20 protein-coding genes are annotated in these 23,120 nt (G+C 70.0%); 12 read left to right on the plus strand and 8 right to left on the minus strand.

Annotation, left to right across the window (positions count from 1 at the left end; translation table 11 throughout):
- Positions 1-178 precede the first annotated feature (178 nt).
- The 3 genes from J8M50_RS06250 (at position 179) to J8M50_RS06260 (ending at position 3,080) form a co-directional block, all read left to right on the plus strand.
- Positions 179-1,411, plus strand: coding sequence for an amidohydrolase family protein (locus J8M50_RS06250; protein WP_178854989.1), 1,233 nt, complete (start codon positions 179-181; stop codon positions 1,409-1,411).
- Positions 1,408-2,346 carry an LLM class F420-dependent oxidoreductase gene (locus tag J8M50_RS06255; RefSeq protein WP_010353319.1) on the plus strand — a complete coding sequence of 313 codons (939 nt, stop codon included), beginning with the start codon at positions 1,408-1,410 and terminating at the stop codon, positions 2,344-2,346. The genes J8M50_RS06250 and J8M50_RS06255 overlap by 4 nt, the downstream gene beginning before the upstream one ends.
- Before the next feature lie 80 nt (positions 2,347-2,426).
- Positions 2,427-3,080 carry a LuxR C-terminal-related transcriptional regulator gene (locus J8M50_RS06260; protein ID WP_010353318.1) on the plus strand — a complete coding sequence of 218 codons (654 nt, stop codon included), beginning with the start codon at positions 2,427-2,429 and terminating at the stop codon, positions 3,078-3,080.
- 12 nt (positions 3,081-3,092) lie between these two features.
- Here J8M50_RS06260 and J8M50_RS06265 read toward each other — a convergent pair whose 3' ends face one another.
- Together J8M50_RS06265 and J8M50_RS06270 are read right to left on the minus strand one after the other, a co-directional pair.
- Positions 3,093-3,878: a hypothetical protein gene (locus tag J8M50_RS06265; RefSeq protein WP_029183797.1), complete on the minus strand. Its 786-nt coding sequence runs from the start codon at positions 3,876-3,878 to the stop codon at positions 3,093-3,095.
- Positions 3,879-3,916: 38 nt separating this feature from the next.
- Positions 3,917-4,654, minus strand: coding sequence for a hypothetical protein (locus J8M50_RS06270; protein WP_010353316.1), 738 nt, complete (start codon positions 4,652-4,654; stop codon positions 3,917-3,919).
- Positions 4,655-4,847: 193 nt separating this feature from the next.
- Here J8M50_RS06270 and J8M50_RS06275 point away from each other — a divergent pair, with 193 nt between their 5' ends.
- The 5 genes from J8M50_RS06275 to J8M50_RS06295 all read left to right on the plus strand — a co-directional run bounded on the left by J8M50_RS06275 (position 4,848) and on the right by J8M50_RS06295 (position 10,921).
- Positions 4,848-5,627, plus strand: a complete 780-nt coding sequence (locus tag J8M50_RS06275; protein ID WP_010353315.1) for an SDR family NAD(P)-dependent oxidoreductase — start codon at positions 4,848-4,850, stop codon at positions 5,625-5,627.
- A gap of 101 nt (positions 5,628-5,728) precedes the next feature.
- Entirely contained in the window at positions 5,729-6,847 is a 1,119-nt protein-coding gene (locus J8M50_RS06280) for an LLM class flavin-dependent oxidoreductase (RefSeq protein WP_010353314.1), read from the plus strand.
- Positions 6,848-6,853: 6 nt separating this feature from the next.
- Entirely contained in the window at positions 6,854-8,584 is a 1,731-nt protein-coding gene (locus J8M50_RS06285) for an N-acyl-D-amino-acid deacylase family protein (protein WP_010353313.1), read from the plus strand.
- Positions 8,581-10,032, plus strand: a complete 1,452-nt coding sequence (locus tag J8M50_RS06290; RefSeq protein WP_010353312.1) for an aldehyde dehydrogenase family protein — start codon at positions 8,581-8,583, stop codon at positions 10,030-10,032. The genes J8M50_RS06285 and J8M50_RS06290 overlap by 4 nt, the downstream gene beginning before the upstream one ends.
- A 97-nt stretch (positions 10,033-10,129) precedes the next feature.
- Entirely contained in the window at positions 10,130-10,921 is a 792-nt protein-coding gene (locus tag J8M50_RS06295) for an alpha/beta fold hydrolase (protein WP_223786171.1), read from the plus strand.
- A gap of 22 nt (positions 10,922-10,943) precedes the next feature.
- Here the strand turns inward: J8M50_RS06295 and J8M50_RS06300 are convergent, their stop codons facing one another.
- Together J8M50_RS06300 and J8M50_RS06305 are read right to left on the minus strand one after the other, a co-directional pair.
- Complete coding sequence (locus J8M50_RS06300) at positions 10,944-11,339, minus strand: nitroreductase/quinone reductase family protein (protein ID WP_010353310.1); 396 nt, start codon at positions 11,337-11,339, stop codon at positions 10,944-10,946.
- A gap of 175 nt (positions 11,340-11,514) precedes the next feature.
- Complete coding sequence (locus J8M50_RS06305) at positions 11,515-13,032, minus strand: CehA/McbA family metallohydrolase (protein WP_010353309.1); 1,518 nt, start codon at positions 13,030-13,032, stop codon at positions 11,515-11,517.
- Between the two features lie 180 nt (positions 13,033-13,212).
- On the opposite strand from J8M50_RS06305, the gene J8M50_RS06310 reads away from it, so the two are divergent.
- A complete protein-coding gene (locus tag J8M50_RS06310) occupies positions 13,213-14,058 on the plus strand; it encodes an LLM class F420-dependent oxidoreductase (RefSeq protein WP_029183796.1) in 846 nt (281 codons plus the stop codon).
- Here the strand turns inward: J8M50_RS06310 and J8M50_RS06315 are convergent.
- On the minus strand, positions 14,041-14,721 hold the full coding sequence (locus J8M50_RS06315; RefSeq protein WP_100216750.1) for a hypothetical protein: 681 nt from the start codon (positions 14,719-14,721) through the stop codon (positions 14,041-14,043). The genes J8M50_RS06310 and J8M50_RS06315 overlap by 18 nt on opposite strands.
- A gap of 163 nt (positions 14,722-14,884) precedes the next feature.
- On the opposite strand from J8M50_RS06315, the gene J8M50_RS06320 reads away from it, so the two are divergent.
- Both J8M50_RS06320 and J8M50_RS06325 read left to right on the plus strand, forming a co-directional pair.
- Entirely contained in the window at positions 14,885-17,470 is a 2,586-nt protein-coding gene (locus J8M50_RS06320; RefSeq protein WP_010353306.1) for a bifunctional FO biosynthesis protein CofGH, read from the plus strand.
- A 129-nt stretch (positions 17,471-17,599) separates the two neighbouring features.
- Positions 17,600-18,178 (plus strand): L,D-transpeptidase, encoded by a 579-nt coding sequence (locus J8M50_RS06325; protein WP_010353305.1) that lies wholly within the window; start codon positions 17,600-17,602, stop codon positions 18,176-18,178.
- Positions 18,179-18,231: 53 nt separating this feature from the next.
- On the opposite strand, the gene J8M50_RS06330 is transcribed toward J8M50_RS06325, so the two are convergent.
- From J8M50_RS06330 to J8M50_RS06340, 3 genes are all read right to left on the minus strand, one after another.
- Positions 18,232-19,365 (minus strand): ADP-ribosylglycohydrolase family protein, encoded by a 1,134-nt coding sequence (locus J8M50_RS06330; protein WP_010353304.1) that lies wholly within the window; start codon positions 19,363-19,365, stop codon positions 18,232-18,234.
- Positions 19,366-19,576: 211 nt separating this feature from the next.
- Complete coding sequence (locus J8M50_RS06335) at positions 19,577-21,148, minus strand: sodium:solute symporter family protein (protein ID WP_010353303.1); 1,572 nt, start codon at positions 21,146-21,148, stop codon at positions 19,577-19,579.
- 187 nt (positions 21,149-21,335) lie between these two features.
- Entirely contained in the window at positions 21,336-22,124 is a 789-nt protein-coding gene (locus J8M50_RS06340) for an SDR family oxidoreductase (RefSeq protein ID WP_010353302.1), read from the minus strand.
- A gap of 90 nt (positions 22,125-22,214) precedes the next feature.
- Here J8M50_RS06340 and J8M50_RS06345 point away from each other — a divergent pair, with 90 nt between their 5' ends.
- Positions 22,215-23,114 (plus strand): hypothetical protein, encoded by a 900-nt coding sequence (locus J8M50_RS06345; RefSeq protein ID WP_010353301.1) that lies wholly within the window; start codon positions 22,215-22,217, stop codon positions 23,112-23,114.
- Positions 23,115-23,120 lie beyond the last annotated feature (6 nt).

The raw sequence follows: 23,120 nt of genomic DNA on the forward strand, positions 1-23,120 counted from the left end.
ACCTGTCCGGCGACTCACGGGGGAGTAGCCGGACAGGTGTTCCACTCCACGGGGGAGTCGGAGGGGGGATCCGGGGGACGGCCGCGGTGGCACGGAGGGGGAGCCGCCGCGGCCGAGGCAACGGCCTTTGCCGCACCAGTAGCTGACGGCCCGTCAGATCGGCGCTACCGTGGCCGACATGGAGAACACGACAGGGTTCCCGCTGATCATCTCCGTCGACGACCACACCGTCGAACCCGCGAGGGTCTGGCAGGACCGCCTCCCGAAGAAGTTCCTCGACACCGGCCCGCGAGTCGTCCGGGCACCCCTGAAGGAAATGACCTTCCTGGGCGGGCGGTTCAAGCCCGTGATGGGCGAGAAGGGCGACGAAGGGCCGCTCGGCGACTGGTGGCTCTTCGAGAACCTCCAGCGCCCGCTCACCCGCCTCGACACGGCCGTCGGGTTCAGCCGCGACGAGATCCGGCTGGAGGTCATCACCTACGAGCAGATGCGCCCGGGGTCGTACGACGTGCCCGCGCGCCTCGACGACATGGACGTCAACCACGTCCAGTCGGCGGTCTGTTTCCCCACGTTCCCGCGCTTCTGCGGGCAGACCTTCACCGAGGCGAGCGACCACGAACTCGGCCTGCTGTGCGTGCGGGCGTACAACGACTGGATGGTGGAGGAGTGGTGCGGCCCGCAGGCGCGCGGCCGGCTGATCCCGCTCACCCTGATCCCTTTGTGGGACGCCGAGTTGGCCGCCGCCGAGGTCCGCCGCAACGCCGCGCGCGGCGTGCGCGCCGTCGCGTTCTCCGAGATCCCGCCCCACCTCGGCCTGCCGTCCGTGCACTCCGACGACTGGGACCCCTTCCTCGCCGCCTGCGACGAGACGGGCACCGTCATCGCCATGCACATCGGCTCCAGCAGCCGCATGCCGTCCACCTCCAAGGACGCGCCCCCGGCGGTCGGTTCGACCATCACCTTCGCCAACTGCTGCTTCTCCATGGTCGATTGGCTGATGAGCGGCAAGTTCGAACGCTTCCCGAACCTCAAAGTCATGTACGCCGAGGGGCAGATCGGCTGGATCCCCTACATCCTGGAGCGCGCCGACGTCGTCTGGGAGGAGAACCGGGGCTGGGGCGGCGTCGCCGACAAGGTCCACCGCCCGCCGTCCGAACTCTTCGCCGAGCACGTCTACGGCTGCTTCTTCGACGACGCGTTCGGCCTGCGCAACCTCGACGCCATCGGCGTCGGCAACGTCCTCTACGAGACCGACTACCCCCACTCCGACTCGACTTGGCCCAAGTCCAGGGAGGTCGGCGAGTCCCAGATGGGCCACCTCGACGCCGACGTCGTCGACCGCATCGTCCGCCGCAACGCCATCGACCTGCTCGGCCTGACCGAGGGCGGCCTCTGGCCGGGCCCGAGATGACCGGCCGCCTCGCCTACGGCATCCAGCTCCCCGTCCAGTCCCAGAGCCGCATCTACGTCGAACCCTGGGAAATCGACGCCGGGCCAACGGAGTTGGTGGCCGTCGCCCGCGCCGCCGACGAGGCGGGGTTCGCGTACGTCGCCTGCTGCGACCACGTCGCGATCCCGCGCCGCCTCGCGGACGCGATGGGCACGGTCTGGTACGACCCCGTCGCGACCCTCGCCCACCTCGCCGCCGTCACGACCCGCGTCCGGCTCCTCAGCCACGTCGCGATCGCCGGTCTGCGGCACCCCCTGCTCACCGCCAAGCAGTACGCCACCCTCGACCACCTCTCCGGCGGACGGCTGATCCTCGGCGTCGGCGCGGGCCACGTCCAGGAGGAGTTCGAGGCGCTCGGCGTCGACTTCGCCCGCCGGGGCGCCGTCCTCGACGAGACCCTCGATGCCCTGCGGACGGCGCTCGGGCCGGACGAATTCGTAGGCCACCAAGGCAAGTTGTACGACTACGAGGACCTCGGCCAGCGTCCCCGCCCCGCCCAGCCGCGCGTGCCGGTCTGGGTCGGCGGCTCCTCGCCCGCCGCGATCCGCCGGGCCGCCCTCAAGGGCGACGGCTGGCTGCCGCAGGGCGACCCGCGCGACCGGCTCCCCGCACAGATCGAGGCCATACGCCAACTCCGCGCCGAAAGCGGCGAGTTCACCTTCGGAGCCATCGCCGAGCCGCTGTACGTCGGGACGCCGGACTGGGACGTCGGCCGCCGCACGCTCACCGGGAGCCCGGCGGAACTGGCCGACTCCCTGAACGCGTACGGGCAGTTGGGAGTGGACCAGATCCAAGTCAGGTTCAGGAGCAGGTCGGTTGGGGAACTCACCGATCAGATAAGGGAGTTCGGCGCCGAAGTGGCCCCTCTGCTGGGGTCTGTGAGGCACCTCTCTTGAATCTTTGAACATGCCTGAGCCGGACAGCGTATGTACGAACGTACGGACGCATCGCTGTTCCGGCGGAAGGACCCCCCACAGTGAGATCCTCCGAAAGGCTCTCTGTCGCTCTGGCCTGTGCGGAAGGTGCCAGCTGGCCGCACGCCGACTGGCCCGCGCCGGACGACTCGTACGTGGGCCGGGTCTGGCAGGTGGCCCCGCCCTACCGGAAGCTGGCGGACACACCGCTGGACGTCGTCCTGCTCAGCTGCGCCGAACCCGCCTACGCACTCCCGGAGTTGACCGATGCCCTCGCCGGACGCGGGGTGCCGGTGATCGTGGTCAGCGGGCGGCGGGACGTCGAGACGGTCGTCGAGGTCTTCCGGGGCGGCGCGGGCTACCTGGTCGACGGCGACTACTGCACCTGCATGCTCTCCTCGGCCGTGATGGCGGCCACCGTCGGCCACACCTACCTGTCCCCGGCAGCCTGCGCGGCGCTGCGCGAAGGGGCCCGCGAGGCGCCCGCCGGAGGGGATGCGGTGGAGCGCCTGCGGGCCCTTCTCTCGCCGCGCGAACGGCAGATCATGGAACTGCTCTCGACCGGGCTCGGCGCCCAGGAGATCGGACTGCGGCTGCGGCTCAGCGAGAAAACCGTGCGCAACAACCTCAGCAACATCTACGCGAAGCTCGACGCCCGAGGGGGCACGGACGCGGTCCTGCGCTGGCTGGGGGCCACGCCCGTGCTTCGCATCTGAGAATGATCGCTACTAGGAAGCGGCGATCTCGCTCAGCGGGATCTCCACGTCCGTCGCATTGCCGCCCGCCTCACCGAATCCGGGCTCGACGCGCAGGCTGTTGGCGGACTTCTGGATGCCGTTCGCCTCGGGTGTTCCACACTTCACGTTCCGCAGCCACAGGCGGCCGTCCGGAGTTCCGTTCTTCAGGATCTGCGGATAGAAGACGTGCATCGTCGCGGCGCCCTCGCTCGGGGCGAAGAACACTTTCTGGCCGTCCTGAGCATCTTTGTAGGTGGCGCGGAGGAATCCGCTCACATCCGTGCGCTTCGCCGACCACATGAAGAAGGCGATGCTGTCGGGCTGGACGGTGTCGCTGCGATCGAAACTCAGACCGGTCGTCTTGTCGTCCCGGGTGATGTTGATCTCCGTGGTACTGAACTTGATGCCGATCTCGAAGACGGAACTCGCGAGTTTCGTGTCGGAGCCCGCCGTGAAGCCCTCCTCCAATTGAATGGTCCGGGTCACCGATGTACTGACCGAGAAAGTCTTCGACGCCGTACCCGTGTTTCCGCAGTTGTCGGTGACAGGGGAAACACGTTCGTTCGGTCCGAGGGTGTTCGCCTTGAACTGGACGTCGACGAACTCGCAGTTCTCCAGCTTGTCGGAATCGGCCGAACAGTCGGCCGTCACCTCGTTCGGCGTCGCCGCGCCCGCGGAGTTCATCAGCGGGATCACGACGGCGAGCGCCGCCACCGGGGCGAGCATGAGGGTGATGCGCTTCTTACGGCTGCGGTGGCTTCTGGGGCGAGTGCTCATGACAGTCTCCAGAGGGTGTAATAGCTGGTCAGAGAGGTTCAGCAGTCTTCGAGGACGGCCTTGGAGACGCCGTCCACCACGCCCGGCGCACCGGCCGCACCCGGCAGCATGTGCGGGCCCTCGACGACGTCGGGGGCGACGAAGTTCTGCTCGGGGGTGGCGTTCGTGACGGTCGTCGCCGAGCGGGCGTCGATACGCACGCGCCATTCACCGGTCATACGCTGCATCTTCGGCGTGAACACCATGTGGAGGACTTTCCCGACCGGAACCTCACGCTCTTCCGTGTCCTTCGCGGTGGCCGACTCCACGGTCATGTCCAGGGTGCCAGTGTGTCTCACCCAGGAACCGCTGATGAATCCGAAGAGGCCGCCACCGCCGCCCTGCTGGGTCGAGGTGTACTTGCCCTTACCCTGGCCCACGGTCGCCGACCAGCCGACCGTCACCTTCGCGGGTTGTGTGGCGTTCGGCTCGCAGTTCGGGAAGTCGATCGACGCCTTCTCGGTGGGGCCGTCGAAGGTCTCGAAGTTCGTCTCGACGAAATCACAGTTGTCCGCCTGGAAACCGTCACCGAAGCTCCCGTTGAAGTCGCTCACGGAACGCTGTTTGCCGTCGATTACGGCCGAGCGCTCGCACATCGCCACGATCTGCTCCGGCGTCTTCTGCTCACCGGCCGCGTTCGCCGACGGGAGCAGAGCGACGATGGCGCCTCCGGTCGCCAGCGCGGCACCTATCGCGACGTATCGGACCTTCTTGTTCCGGAGCTTTCTCTTGGCCATGCCTTGTCCCTTCCTTGGCGACTTCTTTGTCCGCAGCGCCAGAATTATTGAGGGCTCAAGGAGGGGGCCGACAGGGTCAAACATCCCGACTCGCGAGTCTGTGACATTGCTCACGCAATGCTCGTACAGGTATCTGACGAGTCATCAGGTACGGCGTTACGATGCTGACCTCCACCTATGCCGAGGAGGTCCCATGGACAGCACGGGCAAGCTGGACGGCCGGGTCGTCGTCGTCACCGGCGCGGCCCGAGGGCAGGGCGAGCAGGAGGCGCGGCTCTTCGCGGCCGAGGGGGCGCGGGTCGTCGTGGCCGACGTCCTCGACGAACAGGGCGAGGCCCTCGCCGCCGAACTCGACTGCCTGTACGTGCACTTGGACGTCCGCGAGGAAGACTCCTGGCGCGCGGCGGTCGACGCCGCCAAGGAGGCGTACGGCCGCCTCGACGGGCTCGTCAACAACGCCGGCATCCTGCGCTTCAACGCCCTCACGGACACGTCGCTCGACGAGTTCATGCAGGTCGTGCGGGTCAATCAGGTCGGTTGCTTCCTGGGGATCAAGACGGCCGCCCCCGACCTCGCGGACGGCGGCACGATCGTCAACACCGCCTCGTACACGGCGATCACGGGCATGGCGGCGGTCGGCGCGTACGCCGCGAGCAAGCACGCGATCCTCGGCCTGACCCGCGTCGCCGCCCTGGAGCTGGCGCCCCGGGGCATACGCGTCAACGCGATCTGCCCCGGCGCGATCGACACGGCCATGTCCAACCCCTCGCTCCTGGACCCGAGTTCGGACCCCGAGGAGACGTCGAAGGCGCTGGACTCCCTGTACCGCAAGCTCGTTCCGCTGGGGCGCATCGGACGGCCCGACGAAGTCGCCCGCCTCGCGCTGTTCCTGACGTCGGCGGACTCGTCGTACATCACGGGCCAGCCGTTCGTGATCGACGGGGGGTGGCTGGCGGGGGTCTCGGTCATCTGACGACTCGTCAGGTATTGACGCTTGCAGGGGGCGGTGCCAGAGTCGGCGGCAGTTCGTTGGCTGACGGTCCGTCAGAAACAGTCTTGGGGCGGTGAACCTCCTTGGAATTCGGGCTCTTTGTACAGGGATACGTCGGCAAGCGGGGCGAGGACGACCCGCTCGCGGAGCACAAGGCGCTGATGGAGGAGACCGAGTACGTCATCGAGGCGGACCGGTCGGGCTTCAAGTACGCCTGGGCGTCGGAGCACCACTTCCTCGACGAGTACTCGCACCTGTCGGCCAACGAGGTGTTCCTCGGCTACCTCGCGCACGCCACCGAGCGCATCCACCTCGGCTCGGGCATCTTCAACCCCCTCGCGCCGGTCAACCACCCGGTGAAAGTCGCCGAGAAGGTCGCCATGCTCGACCATCTCACCGGCAATCGCTTCGAGTTCGGCAGCGGACGCGGCGCCGGGTCCCACGAGATCCTCGGGTTCATGCCGGGCATCACCGACATGAACCACACGAAGGAGCTGTGGGAGGAGACCATCGCGGAGTTCCCGAAGATGTGGCTCCAGGAGGAGTACGTCGGATTCCAGGGCAAACACTGGCAGTTGCCGCCGAGGAAGGTGCTGCCGAAGCCGTACGGCAAGTCCCACCCGGCGATGTGGTACGCGGCCGGCTCGCCCCCGTCGTACGCGATGGCGGCCCGAAAGGGCCTGGGCGTCCTCGGGTTCAGTATCCAGAAGGTCTCCGACATGGAGTGGGTGCTGGAGCAGTACAAGACGGAGATCGTCAACGCCGAACCGGTCGGGGACTTCGTCAACGACAACGTGATGGTGACGACCACGGCGATCTGCGCGCCCACCCACGACGAGGCGATCCAGGTCGCGGTGAGCGGCGGGCTGCACTACCTGCCCTCGCTCGTCTTCCGCTACCACGACACCTTCCCGCGCCCCGAGGGCTTCCCGGTCTGGCCCGAGACGCTGCCCGAGTACACCCCCGAGTTCGTCGAACTCCTCATCGAGGAAGAGCTGTTGATCTGCGGCGACCCGGACGAGGTGCTGCGGCAGTGCAAGCGCTGGGAGCAGGCCGGCGCCGACCAGCTGAGCTTCGGACTGCCGGTGGGCGTCCCCAAGGAACAGACGCTCCAGACCATCCGGTTGATCGGCGAGCACGTCATCCCGAAGATCGACACGGACCCCGTGCACCGGACGACGCGGTTCCGTCAGGGAGCGTGACCACTGATGCTCGATCATGTCCTCAAGCGGGCCACGGTAGTTGACGGCTCCGGCGGGCCCGCGTGCGTCGCCGACGTCGGGATCCGGGACGGCCGTATCGCCGTCGTCGGTGAAGTCGCCCAGCAATCCAGGACAGTTGAGGACGCCACCGGCCTCGTCCTGTGCCCCGGCTTCGTCGACCCGCACACCCACTACGACGCCCAGCTCTTCTGGGACCCCTACGCCACCCCCTCCCTCAACCACGGCGTCACCACCGTCGCCGCCGGGAACTGCGGCTTCACCCTCGCCCCCCTCCACCCCGCGCGGCCCCAGGACGCCGACTACACACGGCGGATGATGTCCAAGGTCGAGGGCATGTCGCTGGTCGCGCTGGAGGAGGGCGCGCCCTGGAGCTGGCACTCCTTCGGGGAGTACCTCGACGCCCTGGAGGGGCGGATCGCCGTCAACGCCGGTTTCATGGTGGGGCATTGCGCGCTGCGGCGGCACGTGATGGGCGCCGACGCGGTGGGCGGACAGCCGTCCCCGGCTCAACTCGCCGAGATCGTCCTGCTGTTGCACGACGCGATGGACGCCGGAGCCTGGGGCTTCTCGACCACCCAGTCCACCACCCACTCCGACGGCGACGGGCAGCCGGTCGCCTCCCGGCACGCGCTGCCCGCCGAACTCATCGCCATGTCCAAGGCAGTCGGCGAACACGAGGGTACCCAGATCGAGGCCATCGTCGCGGGCTGCCTCGACCAGTTCAGCGACGCCGAGATCGACCTCCTCGTCGACATGTCCGCCGCCGCCGGACGCCCCCTGAACTGGAACGTCCTCACGATCGACGCCGGGGTCCCCGAGCGCGTGCCCCGGCAACTGCACGCAAGCGAGCGCGCCCGCAAGGCCGGTGGCCGTGTCGTGGCGCTGACCATGCCGATCCTCACGCCGATGAACATGTCGCTCGGCACGTTCTGCGCGCTCAACCTCATCCCCGGCTGGGGCCCGGTCCTCGGGCTGCCCGTCCCCGAACGCATCGAGAAACTCGCAGACCCCGACGTACGCGCCGAGCTGCTGCGGCGCGCCCAGTCGAAGGAGGCGGGCGTCTTCCGCAGGCTCGCCGACTTCGGGCGGTACGTCATCGGCGACACCTACAGCCCCGCGAACGAGGGCCTCACCGGGCGCGTCGTCCGCGACATCGCCGCCGAGCGCGGCCAGGACCCCTTCGCGACCCTCGTCGAGATCTGCTCCAACGACCTTCTGCGCACGGTGCTTTGGCCGATGCCGCGCGACAACGACCCCGCCTCCTGGGCGTTGCGCGCCGAGACCTGGCGGCACGAGGACGTCCTCCTCGGCGGCTCCGACGCCGGGGCGCACCTCGACCGGATGTGCGGGGCGCCGTACACGACCCGCTTCCTCGGGGACTGCCTGCGGGGACGCAAGCTGGTCGAGCTGGAGCAGGCGGTGAAGATGCTTACCGACGACCCCGCCCAACTCTTCGGACTGCGCCAACGGGGGCGCGTGGAGGAAGGGTTCCACGCGGACCTCGTCCTCTTCGACCCCGAACGCATCGACGCCGGGAAGGCGACCCTCGTCCACGACCTGCCGGGCGACAGCCCACGGCTCGACTCCAAGGCTCTCGGCATAAAGGCCGTATGGGTCAACGGGGTTGAGGCTATCCGCGACGACGTCGTCACCGGCGCCGTACCCGGCAAGGTGCTGCGCTCCGGGACCGACACCCGGACGGTGAGCACCAAGTGACCGACGGGCAGCGGCTGTTCGTCGGTGGCGCATGGGTCGAGCCGGACGGCGGGCACTACGAGGTGATCGACCCCGCGACCGAGGACGTCGTCGGACTGGCCCCCGAAGCGTCCGCCGCACAGGCCAACGACGCCTGCGCGGCGGCGAGTTCGGCGTTCGAGAGCTGGTCGCGGACGCGCCCCGAGGAACGGGCCGCCGTCCTGGCCCGCGCCGCCGACCTGATCCTGGCCCGGCGCTCGGAACTCACCGGCCTCGCCCGCGCCGAGACCGGGGCGACCACCGCGACCGTCCGCTCCATGCAACTCGGCGTCGCCGCCGCCCGGTTCAGGCGGTACGCCCGCGTCGAACCCGTCGAGTGGGCCATCACCCCGCAGATCAACGAGGCCGGGCCGATGGGGAAGGCCGCCGTGATGGGGGCGCTGGCGGTACGGCAGCCCGTCGGGGTCGTCACCTGCATCACCTCCTACAACAACCCCTGGGCCAACCCGGCCGGGAAGATCGCGCCCGCGCTGGCCATGGGCAACACGGTCGTCGTGAAACCGGCGCCTCAGGATCCGCTGTCGGTGTACCGGATGGCGGAGGTCCTGGAAGCCGCCGGGGTGCCGCCCGGTGTCGTCAATGTGGTCTCCGGAGAGGCGGTTGAGGTTGGGGAGGCGACCGTCTCGTCCCCCGACGTCGACATGGTCAGCTTCACCGGGTCCACCGCCGTCGGGGTGCGGATCGCCGAGGTGTGCGGGCGGGGCATGAAGCGGCAGCTCATGGAACTCGGGGGCAAGGGTGCGGCGTTGGTGTTCGACGACGCGGATCTGGGCTCCGCGGTCGCGGGGATCGGGACGACGTTCTCCTTCTACAGCGGGCAGATCTGTACGGCGCCCACGCGGGTGCTGGTCCAACGGGGCGTGTACGGCAGGCTGGTTGAGCAACTCGTCGCCTATGCGGGGCGGTTGACGCTGGGGGATCCTCGGGAGGCCGGGACCGTCATGGGGCCGGTGATCAGCGCGGCTCACCGTGAGCGGGTGCGGGCGCATGTCGAGTCGGCGGTTCGGGAAGGGGCAACACCCCTGGTGGGCAAGGTCGTTGACCTTCCCGAGCGGGGCTTCTACCTCGGGCCGACCGTCCTTGCCGACTGCACCAACGACATGCGGGCCGTCCGCGAGGAGATCTTCGGGCCCGTCGTCGCCGTCCTCCCCTTCGACGACGAGGAGGAGGCGATCGCCCTCGCCAACGACTCCGAGTACGGGCTCATCGACTACGTCTGGTCCGGTGACGTCGCCCGCGCGTTCCGGGTCGCGCGGCGGCTGCGGGCCGGGGGCGTGGGGGTCAACACCGTGGGGCGGAACATGGAGGCGCCGTTCGGGGGGTTCAAGCGGAGTGGGGTGGGGCGGGACGTGGGGTCGTACGCGTTGCATGCGTACAGCGAGGTGCAGGCGATCGTGTGGCCGGGGTGAGACGTGGTCGGTGACCAGGGGCGCGGCTTGTTTCTGAGAGCGGTTACTGTCCGTTTTCCGTCGGGCGCGATGCCGCCGTATGGGGCAGTATCGGGGCATGGGTGATGTAGCGGGCGTCATGATCGCCGTCGACGGCGGCGAGGTCTGGGCCGACGAGCAGGGCGACGGCGAGGGACCGCCCCTGGTCCTGCTCCACCCCGGCGTCGGGTCCTCCGAGATCTGGGAGCCCGTGCTCGCCCCGCTGACCGAGCGGCACCGGGTGATCCGGTACGACGTACGAGGGTACGGGCGGTCTCCGGCGCCGGTCTCGTCGTACCGGCAGGACCTCGATCTCGCGCTCGTGCTCGGGCACTTCGGCGTGGAGCGTGCCGTACTGATCGGCTACAGCATGGGCGGGGCCACCGCCATCGCGTACACGCTGGACCATCCCGAGCAGGTCGCCGCGCTGGGGCTGCTCGTCCCCGGGGTACCCGGGTACCCCGAGCCCGATCCGCCCGAACTCGCCGCGCAGGTCGAGCCGTTGGCGCTCGCCGGGGACCTCGAAGGGCTGGCCGATCTGGGGATGTCGTGGTGGGGCGGGGCGGGGACGCCGCCCGACACCGAGGCGCGGCGGTTGCTGCGGGGGGTGTTGGGCGGGTGGTTCACCTCGTACGCGCACGAGGAGCAACTACCGTCCTGCTACGAGCGGTTGGCGGAGATGGCCCTGCCGTGCTCGCTGCTGCTGGGGGAGTTGGACCAGCCGGTCGTCGTCAAGCGCAACGAGGTCATCGCCTCGCGGATTCCCGGGTGCCGGCTGGTGCGGGAGAGCCGGTGCGATCACTTTCCGACGCTGCGGGTACCGGGGGCGGTCGTGGAACTGGTGGAGGACTTGTACCGGAGGGTGGGCTGAGGGGGTACGGGTATGACAGGGGTCAGTCCGTGTCCAGGTCCACCCGTACCGTCAGCAGGTCGGTACCCAGTACCCGTACCGCCGTGCTGTTCAGCCTCGGCAGGCCGCGCAGACGGGTCACCGGGTCGTCGTCCCGCAGGATGTGCGCCGTACCGGTGTGCCAGCGGCCCCTGATGCGGACCCGGACCCTCGGGTCGGCCTTGATGTTCCGGACGTACTGCGAGCGGTCGCCGAACTCCGACACCAGCCAGAAGGCGTCCCCGATCCGGCGGCCACCGAGCGGGGTGCGGCGGGGGAGTCCTGACGTACGGCCGGTGGTCTCCAGGACGGGCTGGAGCGGAAGCCTGCGCATGAGGGGGTTGAAGCGGCGCTGGACGGCGGTGGTGATCCGGAAGCGGCGGTCGGCGAGGGTGGGCATGGGGGGCCTGACTGGTCGGGGGCGGTGGGCGGGGCGGACGGTGAGGGGTGGGGGTACGGCGCCTGTAGTCCCGTACCCCTCAGGTCGTGCGTAGCCCTGTACCCCTCAGGTATCCCCACCGATTGTCCCCCCGAGGTCTTCGCACCGCGCGTCACCCTCGGCCCGCCCCTCCCCGTCAGTCCCGCCCGCACCCCAGGAACACCGGGTTCGTCAGCGCCGCGAACGGTCCCGGCAGGGACGGTGCCGTCGCCGGGTGCCGGACCTCCGCCCGTACGTACGCCGCGTACGACGGTGTCGTCCGCCATTCGAAGACCCCAGAACCGGAGTCGCCCACGGGGGCCCCGGTGAACAGGACGCCCTGGTCGGTGACGAGGCGGACCGTGCAGCCTCTCACCCCTGAGACGTCCACGTGTACGACCACAGGGGTATCCGGGGCGACCGCGAGCCGCTCCCCGATGCCGGCGTGTTCGCCGCGCGGGCCGGTGACGGTGAGGGCGAGCGAGACGTCCTTGGACTCCGCGATGTACGACCGCCCGGCGCGGATGCCGTCCTGGATCGCCGCCCGGGTCAGGTCGTCCGCGAGGACCACGGTCTGGGGCAGCCCCACCACGTCCGGGTCCCGGTGCGCGTCGCTGTTGCCCATCGCCGGGAGCCAGTCGCGGCCCTCCCGTACGGCGGCGACCAGCGTCGCGTCCCAGGAGGCGAGCGCGATCTCGTCGTCCGGGGTGTAGGGGCCGTTCCACACCTCGACCGCGTCCGCCTCGCCGAACCCGAACTTCCAGGCGCAGCCGATACAGGTGGCGTGCGGGTGCGCGGGGACGACGAGGCCGCCCGCGCGGTGGATCTGCCGGGCGAACCGCGCGAAACGGTTCTCGCGGGCCCGGTAGCGCCAGTCGACGAACGTGCCGGGGTCGGTGCCGAGCGCGACGACGTGGCCGTTGCGGGTGGTGACCTCCTCGCCGAGCAGGATCAGCAGGTCGTCGCCGGCCTGGTCGGCCCAATGGGCGTGCCCCGCATGGGTGTTGTGCTCGGAGGTGTTGATGAAGTCCAGCCCGGCGGTGCGCGCGAGCGCCGCGATCTCGGCGGGGGTGCGGCGGCCGTCGGAGTACCAGGAGTGCAGATGGCAGTCGCCCCGGTACCAGGCGCGTCCCCGGCCCCGCGCGCGCTCCGGAGGATAGACGGGGGTGGGGGTATGACTCGGTGACCCGTACGTGAGAGTGACGGTGATCTCGTACGTCAGACCCTGGGGGGACACGGTGTACGGGCCCAGCGCGACGTACCAGGTACCCGCGCGGATCGGTCCCGGGACGTACCCGGGGGTCGCGTCGTCCGCCCGCACGAAGAACTCCGTACGGGCCCCGCCGGACCAGCCCCGGAAGCCCCGGCCGCCGAGCCCCGTACCGCGCTCGTCGAACAGGCCGATGTCCAGGGCGTTCCCGGCGGTGCCGGTCGGGACGGCCGGGCGGTCGTAGGTGTACGCCACCCGCAACTCACCGACCCCCGCCGGGACTTCAACCGGCACATACACGAAGTCCGGCGCCCCGGTGGGCAACGTCCCCCGCAGAGTCTTCGCCGCCCGCCCCTGCTCTCGTCCCTCGGCGGAGGCGAAACTCACGCCCCCGACAGTCATCACCGCAGCCGTACCCGTCACGAACAGGGCACGTCTGCCGATCTCGTGAACGTCGTCGCACATGGGGTCAGTGTGGGGGAGGGGGGTGAACTCGGGGAGACCTGAAGGGAATCGGGATGTGAGGTCGTTCTCCGGGTGGTAATTCCGACCGGTCGGTATGGACAGTTCCGGTTGTTCCGGGTACAGATGAGGGCGGCACCCGCGCCTGTAGTCGTACCGCCGTACATCCGGAAAGGCCGTCGTATGCGTATCTCGGTCACGATTTTTCTCACCGATGAGACCATCACTCCCACGCGTCTCGCGAGGGAGTTGGAGGAGCGAGGGTTCGCCGGGCTGTATCTGCCGGAGCACACGCATATTCCGGTCGAGAGAGTTACGCCGTACCCCGCAGGTGGGGGGCTACCCAGGGAGTACGGGCGGACGTTGGACCCGTTCGTCGGGCTCGGGCAGGCCGCCGCGGTGACCGAGCGGCTGGGGCTGGGGACCGGGATCACGCTGGTCGCGCAGCACGATCCGATCGATCTCGCCAAGCAGGTCGCCACCGTCGATCATCTGTCCGGCGGGCGGTTCACGCTGGGGCTCGGGTACGGGTGGAACGTCGAGGAGGCCGCCGACCACGGCGTCGAGTGGCGGACCCGGCGGGAGCTGGTGCGGGACCGGATGGCGTTGATGCGGGCCCTGTGGTCCGGTGAACCGACCGGCTACGAAGGGGAGTTCGGGAGCGTACGGCCGTCCATCGCGTACCCCAAGCCGGTGCGGAAGCCGCGCGGGCCGGTCGTCGGGCCGCGCACCCTCATCGGCGGCGCCGCCGGGCCCAAGCTGTTCTCCCACATCTGCGAGTACGCCGACGGCTGGCTCCCGATCGGCGGACGCGGGCTCGGCGAGTCGCTGCCGGCGCTGCGGACCGCCTGGGCGGAGGCCGGGCGGGAACCGTCCGAGCTCGACGTGGTGCCGTACGCCGTAGTGCCTACCCGGGGAAAACTTGAGTACTACGGCGAGCTGGGGATCGAGGAGGCCGTCGTGCAGTTGCCTCCGGCGGGGGAGGCCGAGGTGCTGCGGGTGCTGGACGAGCTAGCGCCGTACGTGTGAGGGGGACGGGGTGAGGGCCGGCGGCGACACGTCGTCGCCGGGTGACCCGTCCGGCATGTGCCAGCCGGGGTCCACGGCGCAGGGCATGGAAGCGCCGCCCCGGAAGTACCCGCTCCCGGCGGACCACGTGAAGAACATCTCCTGCCCGCCGTCCGAGCGCGTGGCGCGTAGCCCCCAGGTATCCCCGGTACCCCCCTCCTCGTAGGACGCGATGTCCCACCCGTCGTCCTTGAGATACGTGCGCAGCCGACGCAGAGCGGGAACCGCCTCCCCGGCGGTGACGTGGTCGAGCGCCCAGCTGTGGTGCATGGCGTAGGCCCCGTCGACCGTCTCGTCCGTCAGCCCGCCCCGGTAACAGAGATCGGCACTCAGGGTGTTCTCGGCGGAGATCCCGGGATCCCCGGAGCCGTAGGGGATCGTGCGCGTGAACCCCAGCACGCCGTACGCCTCCTGGGAGTTCGCCACCGCCCGGTCCGCCATCTCCTGGGGCGCGACCCGGGGAAAGTCCGACGCGTCCTTGGTGATCAGGGCGAGCCAGACGAGCAGGGCGAGGCCGAGGAACAGCGGCACGGCGACGAGCGCGGCGCAGCCGACCCCCACGGCTCGCCCCACCCGTGCGGCGGCGGGCTCGGTCTCGGCGTCGGGCGTGATCTCCACAGGCATGCCAGGACCGTAGGCGGCAGCCGATACCCCGGGCATCGGTACGACCACGTACACCCCCTGGGTACTAGTACTCAAGAGGGACAGGACCAGAGGCGCACGCCCACCCCGCACCCCCCACCTGGCGCCCCCGCACCTTCGATGACCTCGAACGTATGCTCAAAGGATGACGACTTCCGCGACCTCGGGAACCGGCCCCACCGAGAACTCCATGCGTCGCGCCCTCAAACGCGCCCGGGACGGCGTCGCCCTCGACGTGTCCGAGACGGCTGTGCTGCTCCAGGCGCGCGGCGAGGCTCTCGACGACCTCACGGCGACCGCCGCGCGCGTGCGTGACGCGGGCCTGGCGGCGGCCGGCCGGCCCGGTGTCATCACGTACTCCAAGAGCGTCTTCATCCCCCTGACCCGCCTGTGCCGCGACAAGTGTCACTACTGCACCTTCGTCACGGTGCCGGGCAAACTCCGCCGTGCCGGCCACGGCATGTTCATGTCCCCCGACGAGGTACTCGACGTAGCTCGCAAGGGTGCCTCCCTGGGGTGCAAGGAAGCCCTCATCACTTTGGGGGACAAGCCGGAGGACCGCTGGCCCGAGGCGCGCGAGTGGCTCGACGCGCACGGGTACGACGACACCATCGCCTACGTGAGGGCCATCTCCATCCGCATCCTGGAGGAGACCGGCCTGCTCCCCCACCTCAACCCCGGGGTGATGTCCTGGACCGACCTCCAGCGCCTCAAGCCGGTCGCACCGAGCATGGGCATGATGCTGGAGACGACGGCCACCCGCCTGTGGTCCGAGCCCGGCGGCCCCCACTACGGCTCCCCGGACAAGGAACCGGCCGTCAGGCTACGGGTGTTGGAGGACGCGGGCCGCTCCTCCGTCCCCTTCACCTCGGGTCTACTGATCGGCATCGGCGAGACGTACGAGGAGCGCGCCGAGTCGCTCTTCGCGCTGCGCAAGGTCTCCCGCGCGCACCACGGCATCCAGGAACTGATCATCCAGAACTTCCGCGCCAAGCCGGACACGGCGATGCGCGGCATGCCGGACGCCGAACTCGACGAACTGGTCGCGGCGGTGGCCGTATCGCGCCTGATCCTCGGCCCCTCGGCGAACATCCAGGCCCCGCCGAACCTGGTCGACGGCGAGTACGAGCGCCTCATCGGCGCCGGCATCGACGACTGGGGCGGCGTCTCCCCGCTCACCATCGACCATGTCAACCCCGAGCGCCCCTGGCCGCAGATCGAGGAACTCACCCGGCGCTCCGAGGCGGCCGGCTTCGACCTGCGTGAACGCCTGTGCGTCTACCCGGAGTTCGTGACGCGCGGCGAGCCCTGGCTCGACCCCCGCCTCCTCCCGCACGTCCGCGCGCTCGCCGACCCCGAGACCGGCCTCGCGATCCCGGACGCCGTCGTCGAGGGCCACCCCTGGCAGGAGCCCGAGGAGGTCTTCGAGGCCACCGGCCGCACCGACCTGCACCGCACGATCGACACCGAGGGCCGTACGTCCGACCGCCGCGACGACTTCGACGAGGTGTACGGCGACTGGTCCGAACTCCGCGAGGCCGCCGCCCCCGGCATGGTCCCCGAGCGCATCGACACCGACGTACGCCAGGCCCTCGCGACGGCGGCCGACGACCCGACGAAGCTGACCGACGCGGAGGCGCTCGCGCTCTTCCACGCGGACGGCCCCGCGCTGGACGCGCTGACCCAAATCGCCGACGACGTACGGAAGTCGGTGGTCGGCGACGACGTCACGTACATCGTCACGCGGAACATCAACTTCACCAACGTCTGCTACACCGGCTGCCGTTTCTGCGCGTTCGCCCAGCGCCGTACGGACGCCGACGCCTACACCCTCTCCCTGGACCAGGTCGCCGACCGCGCCCAACAGGCCTGGGAAGTCGGGGCGGTTGAGGTCTGCATGCAGGGCGGCATCCACCCCGACCTGCCGGGCACCGCGTACTTCGACATCGCGAAGGCGGTCAAGGAGCGCGTCCCGGGTATGCACGTCCACGCCTTCTCGCCGATGGAGGTCGTCAACGGCGCGACGCGCACGGGACTTTCGATCCGCGAGTGGCTGACTCAGGCCAGGGAGGCGGGACTTGACACGCTCCCCGGCACGGCCGCCGAGATCCTCGACGACGAGGTCCGCTGGATCCTCACCAAGGGCAAGCTGCCGGCCGCGACCTGGATCGAAGTCGTCACCACCGCCCACGAGTTGGGCATCCGCACGACCTCGACGATGATGTACGGCCACGTCGACCAGCCGCGCCACTGGCTCGGCCACCTGCGCACGCTCGCCGGGATCCAGCAACGCACCGGCGGATTCACGGAGTTCGTGACGCTGCCGTTCATCCACACCAACGCGCCCGTGTACCTGGCGGGCATCTCGCGGCCCGGCCCGACGATCAGGGACAACCGCGCGGTGACGGCGATGGCACGGCTCCTGCTGCACCCGTGGATCCCCAACATCCAGACCAGCTGGGTCAAGCTGGGCACCGAGGGCGCCGCCGAGATGCTGCGCTCCGGGGCCAACGACCTCGGCGGCACGCTGATGGAGGAGACCATCTCGCGGATGGCGGGCTCGTCGTACGGCTCGTACAAGTCGATCCGGGACCTCATCGCCGTCGCCGAGGCGGCGGGGCGTCCGGCGAAGCCGCGTACGACGCTGTACGGCGAGGTCCCGGCCGAGCGGCAGCGGGCGGCGCAGGCGTCCGACGGGCACCTTCCGGAGCTGCTGCCGGTCCTCGACTGACCCTGGTGGAGCGCCGGTTGCGATCTTGGAACGGTACCTGAGGGGGACCGGTACGGGCCCGGCGGACAGGCGCTCCACAGTAGGATGATCCGACCCCCGACATGCGGGGGCCGGAGACTGAGGAGTTGCGTGCCCGTGCCTGCCCTGCGGCTTCCCTCGTGGGTCTGGGTCACCGGTCTGACGGCCGGGGCGATCGTCGGCGTGGGCTTCCTGGCGCTCGAAGCGGACAACGGCGTGCACCCTCACCCGACGGCCGCGGCCAGTCCGAAGCCGGCCGCCACGCCCCGGCAGTCGGCGGCTCCCGAGGCGTCCACGCCTAATACTCCGGGACTACCCGCCAAGTCGGGCACGGGCCGCCGTATCGTCTACTCGCTCTCCGAGGACCGGGTCTGGCTGGTCGACGCGGACGACCAGTCCCGCCGCACCTTCGACGTCTGGCCCGGCACGGTCGACCCCGCGCCGGGGACGTACACGATCTCCGTGCGCACGCCCGCGACCACCGGCTCCGACGGGGTCGCCGTCGAGCACGTCGTCTACTTCACGGTGAAGTCCGGCATCAACATCGCCTTCTCCAACGCCGTCGACGGCTCCTCCCCGCCGCCCGCCCCCGCCGGTACGCAGACCGGCGGCATCCGCCTCCACAAGGAGGACGGCACGGCGCTGTGGGCGTTCGGGGCGACGGAGACCAGGGTCAGGGTCGTCGAGTAGTACCCGGGTAGTACCTGAGGGGTACGGCTCCCGCTCCGGCGATTCCCCACCCCCTACCCCAGCTCTACCCCGCTACTTCTCGGGTACCGGGCCAGCCACCCCGGCGCCGCCCCCGCCGGGTTGTGCAGCGCCGGCCCCTGCGTCATCTCCATCGAGAAGTCGTCGGCGAGCTCCAGCAGCGTCGGCCGCCCCTCCAGCTCCGCGAGCCACGCCGGGGGCAGCGCCGTCTCCCCGTGCAGCGCGCCGAGCAGGGACCCCGTGACGGAGGCGGTCGCGGCGGAGGGTGCGCCGTGGTTGACGGCGAGGCGCAGGCCGTGCCGTACGTCCTCGGCGACGAGCGCGCAGTACACGGCGGCGGACAACAGCTCGGGCGCGCTGCCGCCGCCGGCGAGTTCCTCGACCCGCGCGGGCGTCGGCAGGCCCTGTCTGACCGCGCCGAGCCCCCGTTGCAGCGCCTCCGACACCGGCTCGTGGCCGGGCCGCGCCGACAGGTGGGACAGCGCCCGCTGCACCGCGCTGTCGAGGCTGTCGCCCCTGGCCAGCGCGTGCACGACGACCGCGTACGCGCCCGATGAGAGGTACGCCGACGGGTGGCCGTGGGTCTGCGCCGCGCACTCCACCGCGAGCTGCGCGACCAGCTGCGGCTCCCAGCCGACCAGCAGACCGAACGGCGCCGAGCGGCCGAGCGCCTCGGGGCCGTCCGCCGCCGGGTTCTTCGGCGTCTCCAGGGTGCCCATCCGCTCGTCCCCGAGGCCGAGGAGCAGTGGGCGCGTCGGGTCGCGGCGGGCGTACAGCCACTCCTCGCGAGCCAGCCAGCCGTCGTCCTTGCGGCGTAGGTCGGGACCCCAGTCGCGCTGCGTGGCCGCCCAGCGCAGATACGCGCGATGCAGGTCGGTAGGGGGGTGCCAGGCGCCGGTGTCGCGGCGTACCTGGGCGCGGATCAGGCCGTCGATCGTGAACAGGGTGAGCTGGGTGAGGTGGGTGATCGCGCCGCGCCTGCCGTACGCGGGGACCAGGTCGACGACGCCCTCCACCCCGTACGCCTGAAGTATGTCCTCCGCGGAGGCCCGGTCCACCGGGGCGCCCAGTGCGTCGCCGAGGGCGCCGCCGAGCAGTGCGCCGCGCACCCGGCTGCGGAAGTCCTGCTGCTCAGTACGGCCCCAGATGGGCCCGGCCGCCGTGCTCACACCCTGCCTCCCCGAGCCACCGTCCGCCGTCCGTACGACACGATTCGCCACTGTAATCGAACGGGGACGGGGAGTTCAGGGGTCGAGCGGTATGCCCAGTGTGGCCACAGGGGACGGGATTTGGGGTGGGGAGTGGTCGTTTCTGTGTGTTGGTGGTGTTGCTGTCGGGAATGTGGCCGGACGGGGGAGCGTGTGGCAGCCTCCCCCGGTCTCAGCCGCTCTTCGTGACCCCGACGGTGCCGCGTCCGTCGTCCAGTTCCGCGCTCACCGCGACGGCCGCCGCGTCGTCGTCCGAGTTGATCTTCTCGATGATCGCGAGCCGGCCGGGGGTGTCCTCGGGACGGATGAAGCCGATCGCGATGTACAGGACGAGGGAGACCGCGAGGGGGATCGACACCTGATACTGGAGAGGTACGCCGCCGTCGACGTTCCAGTTGATCGGGTAGTTGACGAGCCAGAACGCCAGCAGCCCCATCGACCAGCTCGTCAGCGCCGCCGTCGGCCCCGAGCGGCGGAACGGCCGCAGCAGGCCCAGCATCATCGGGATGGCCATCGGGCCCATCAGACCGGCGACCCACTTGATGACGACGGTGATGATGTCCTTGAAAGCAGGGGAGTTGACCTGCGTCGCCGCCGCCATCGAGAGGCCGAGGAAGACGACCGTCGTGATGCGCGCGACCCGAAGTCCCTGTCCCTGGTCCCACGTTCGGGCCCGCTTCCAGATGACCGGCGCGCAGTCCCGGGTGAAGACGGCCGCGATCGCGTTGGCGTCGGAGGAGCACATCGCCATCGTGTGGGAGAAGAAGCCGACGATCACGAGCCCCAACAGGCCGTGCGGCAGGAGCTGTTCGGTCATCAGGCCGTAGGAGTCGGAGCCGTCCGGCTTCTTCGACTCGACCAGCAGCGGCGACATCCACATCGGGAAGAACAGCACGACCGGCCAGACCAGCCACAGCAGCGCCGACAGCCGCGCCGAGCGCTCGGCCTCCTTCGCGTTGCGGGTCGCCATGTACCGCTGCGCCTGGTTGAGCATGCCGCCGTTGTACTCGAACAGCTTGATGAACAGGAACGCGAGCAGGAACACCGTGCCGTACGGGCCGACGAGCGGCTTGCCGTGGCCCTGGAGCGCGGGTTCGTCCCAGGCGCCGAGGAACCCGATGTTCCTGTCGTTCAGTTCGACGATCACGGCGATGAACATCGCGACGCCCGCGAGGAGTTGGATGATGAACTGGCCCAACTCCGTGAGCGCGTCGGCCCACAGGCCGCCGATCGTGCAGTACACGGCCGTGATGCTGCCGGTGATGAGGATGCCCTGGTTCAGTGAGATGCCGGTGAACACGGACAGCAGGGTCGCGATCGCCGCCCACTTGGCGCCGACGTCCACGATCTTCAGCAGCATCCCCGACCAAGCGAGTGCTTGCTGGGTCTTCAGGTCGTACCGGTTCTTCAAGTACTCCAGCGGGGAGGCCACATGGAGCCGTGAACGGAGCCGGTTGATGCGCGGCGCGAAGAGCTTCGAGCCGATCGCGATGCCGAGCGCGATCGGGAAGGACCAGGTGACGAAGGAGGTCACCCCGTAGGTGTAGGCGATGCCGGCGTACCCGGTGAACATCACCGCGCTGTAGCCCGACATGTGGTGGGAGATACCGGAGAGCCACCACGGCATCTTGCCGCCCGCGGTGAAGAAGTCGCTGACGTCGTCGACCCGTTTGTGCGACCAGACGCCGATGGCGACCATCACGCCGAAGTAGCCGATGAGCACGGCCCAGTCGAGACCGTTCATGTGCCCCCTTCCAGGGTTCGCCGTCAACGTGGGGGTTCGCAGCAGACAGGCAGGGCAGGCATGTGAACTCTGGGTGTGATGGTGTGCTCACGGCAAGCGCGAGGAGAGTCAAGGGAGGGTAAAATCGTTCGGAGAGGTGACCTCAATTCCTGTACGTGAACGCCGGGTTGGCGGGAGGAGATGCCGCTCAGCGCATCAGTTCCCCCGCGTTCACCAGCAACGACTGCCCCGTGATCGCCCGCGCCCGGGGCGACGCGAGGAACACCGCCGCGTCCGCCACGTCCCCGTCCGTCGCCAGCTCCGGCAGCGCCATCCGCCCCGAGAGCCGCCCCAGCACCTCGCTCTCGGGCACCCCCTCCGCCTGCGCCGTGAACCGCACGTACGCCTCCACCGGCGGCCCCCACATCCACCCCGGCAGCACGGTGTTCACCCGGACCCGGTACGGCCCCAACTCCCTTGCCAGCGAGTACATCACGCTCGTCAGTGCCCCCTTCGACGCCGCGTACGCCGCCTGCTTCACCTGCGAGGGCGCCGCCACCGCCGACTGCGTCCCGATGAACACGACCGCACCCCCGCCCCCCTCCTTCAGCGCGGGCAGACAGGCCCGCGTCATCCGCAGGGTCCCCAGCAGATTCACGTCCATGACGGACCGCCAGGTCTCGAAGTCGGCGTCCTGAACACCTCCGAAGTAGGAGTCCCAGGCGGCGACTTGGACGACGGCGTCGATCCCGCCGAAGCGCGACACCGCCAACTCGGCCAGGGCGGCGCACTGTTGCTCGTCGGTGATGTCGGCGGACAGGAACGCCGTGTGCGCCCCGCCGGGGTCGATGTCCCGCGCGGACTTGGCCAGTTGAGCTTCGGTCCGAGCCCCCAGCACCGCGTTCCCCCCTTCCCGTACGACGGCCGCCGCGACCTGGTGACCCAGTCCCGCGCCGACTCCGGAGACGACGACGGTCTTGCCGGTGAGCAGAGACACGAACCCTCCCTGATGGCCGCTTCCTGACGCTGGCGCATTGTCTGACGGACCGTCAGAGTATGGGCGAGCGCGCAGGAAAGGGGAACGCACATGAACGAGACCGGCACCAGCGGAACCACTTCGGGCGAGGTCACTTCGAGCGAGGTCACTTCGAGCGAGGCCGAATCCAGCGCCCGCTACGCCGAGTTGGCGGCCACCGGCCCCTACGGCGTCCGCCCCGGCCACGCCCTGATCACCATGGTCGAACCGCACCCCGGCCACGAGTACGCCTACAACCGCTGGTACGAGGACGACCACTTCTACGCGGGCGCGATGGCGATGCCCTGGATGTACGCGGGCCGCCGCTGGGTCGCCACCCGCGACCTCCAGCTCCTGCGCTACCCGGAGAAGTCGGCGGTCGCCCAGCCCGTCACCCTGGGGTGCTACCTCTCCACCTACTGGATCACCGACGGCCGCTACGCCGACCACATGCGCTGGACCGTCTCCATCAACCGCCGCCTCAACCACGACGCCCGCGTCTACCAGGACCGCACCCACGTCTTCACGGCGTTCCAGGACCACGAGACGACGGTCTACCGCGACGGCGCGGCCGGTCCCCGCGACTTCCACGCCCTGGACCACCCCTACCAGGGGCTGATCCTGGAGGTGATCGACGCCGAGACCCCCGAGCGCCGCACCGACCTCCTCCATTGGCTCCGCACCCGCCACCTCCCGCGCGCCCTGAAGGGGTCCCCCGCCGCGCTGGTGACGATCTTCCGGCCCACCCCCCTACCGGTCGACCGCATGGCGTACGTGAAGCAGGTGGAGGGCACCGACACCCGCCTGACCCTGCTGTGGTTCCTTGAACAGGACCCCCGGGACGGCTGGCAGGACCACTACGCCGGACTCGGCTCCCGGGTGGAGGAATCGGGCCTCGGCAGGGTGGAGCTGGTGGCCCCCTTCATCCCGACGGTGCCGGGGACCGACCGCTACGTCTCCGAACTGCGCTAGCTCCCA

Source organism: Streptomyces acidiscabies, from assembly GCF_020010905.1.
Classification (GTDB): Bacteria; Actinomycetota; Actinomycetes; order Streptomycetales; family Streptomycetaceae; genus Streptomyces; species Streptomyces acidiscabies.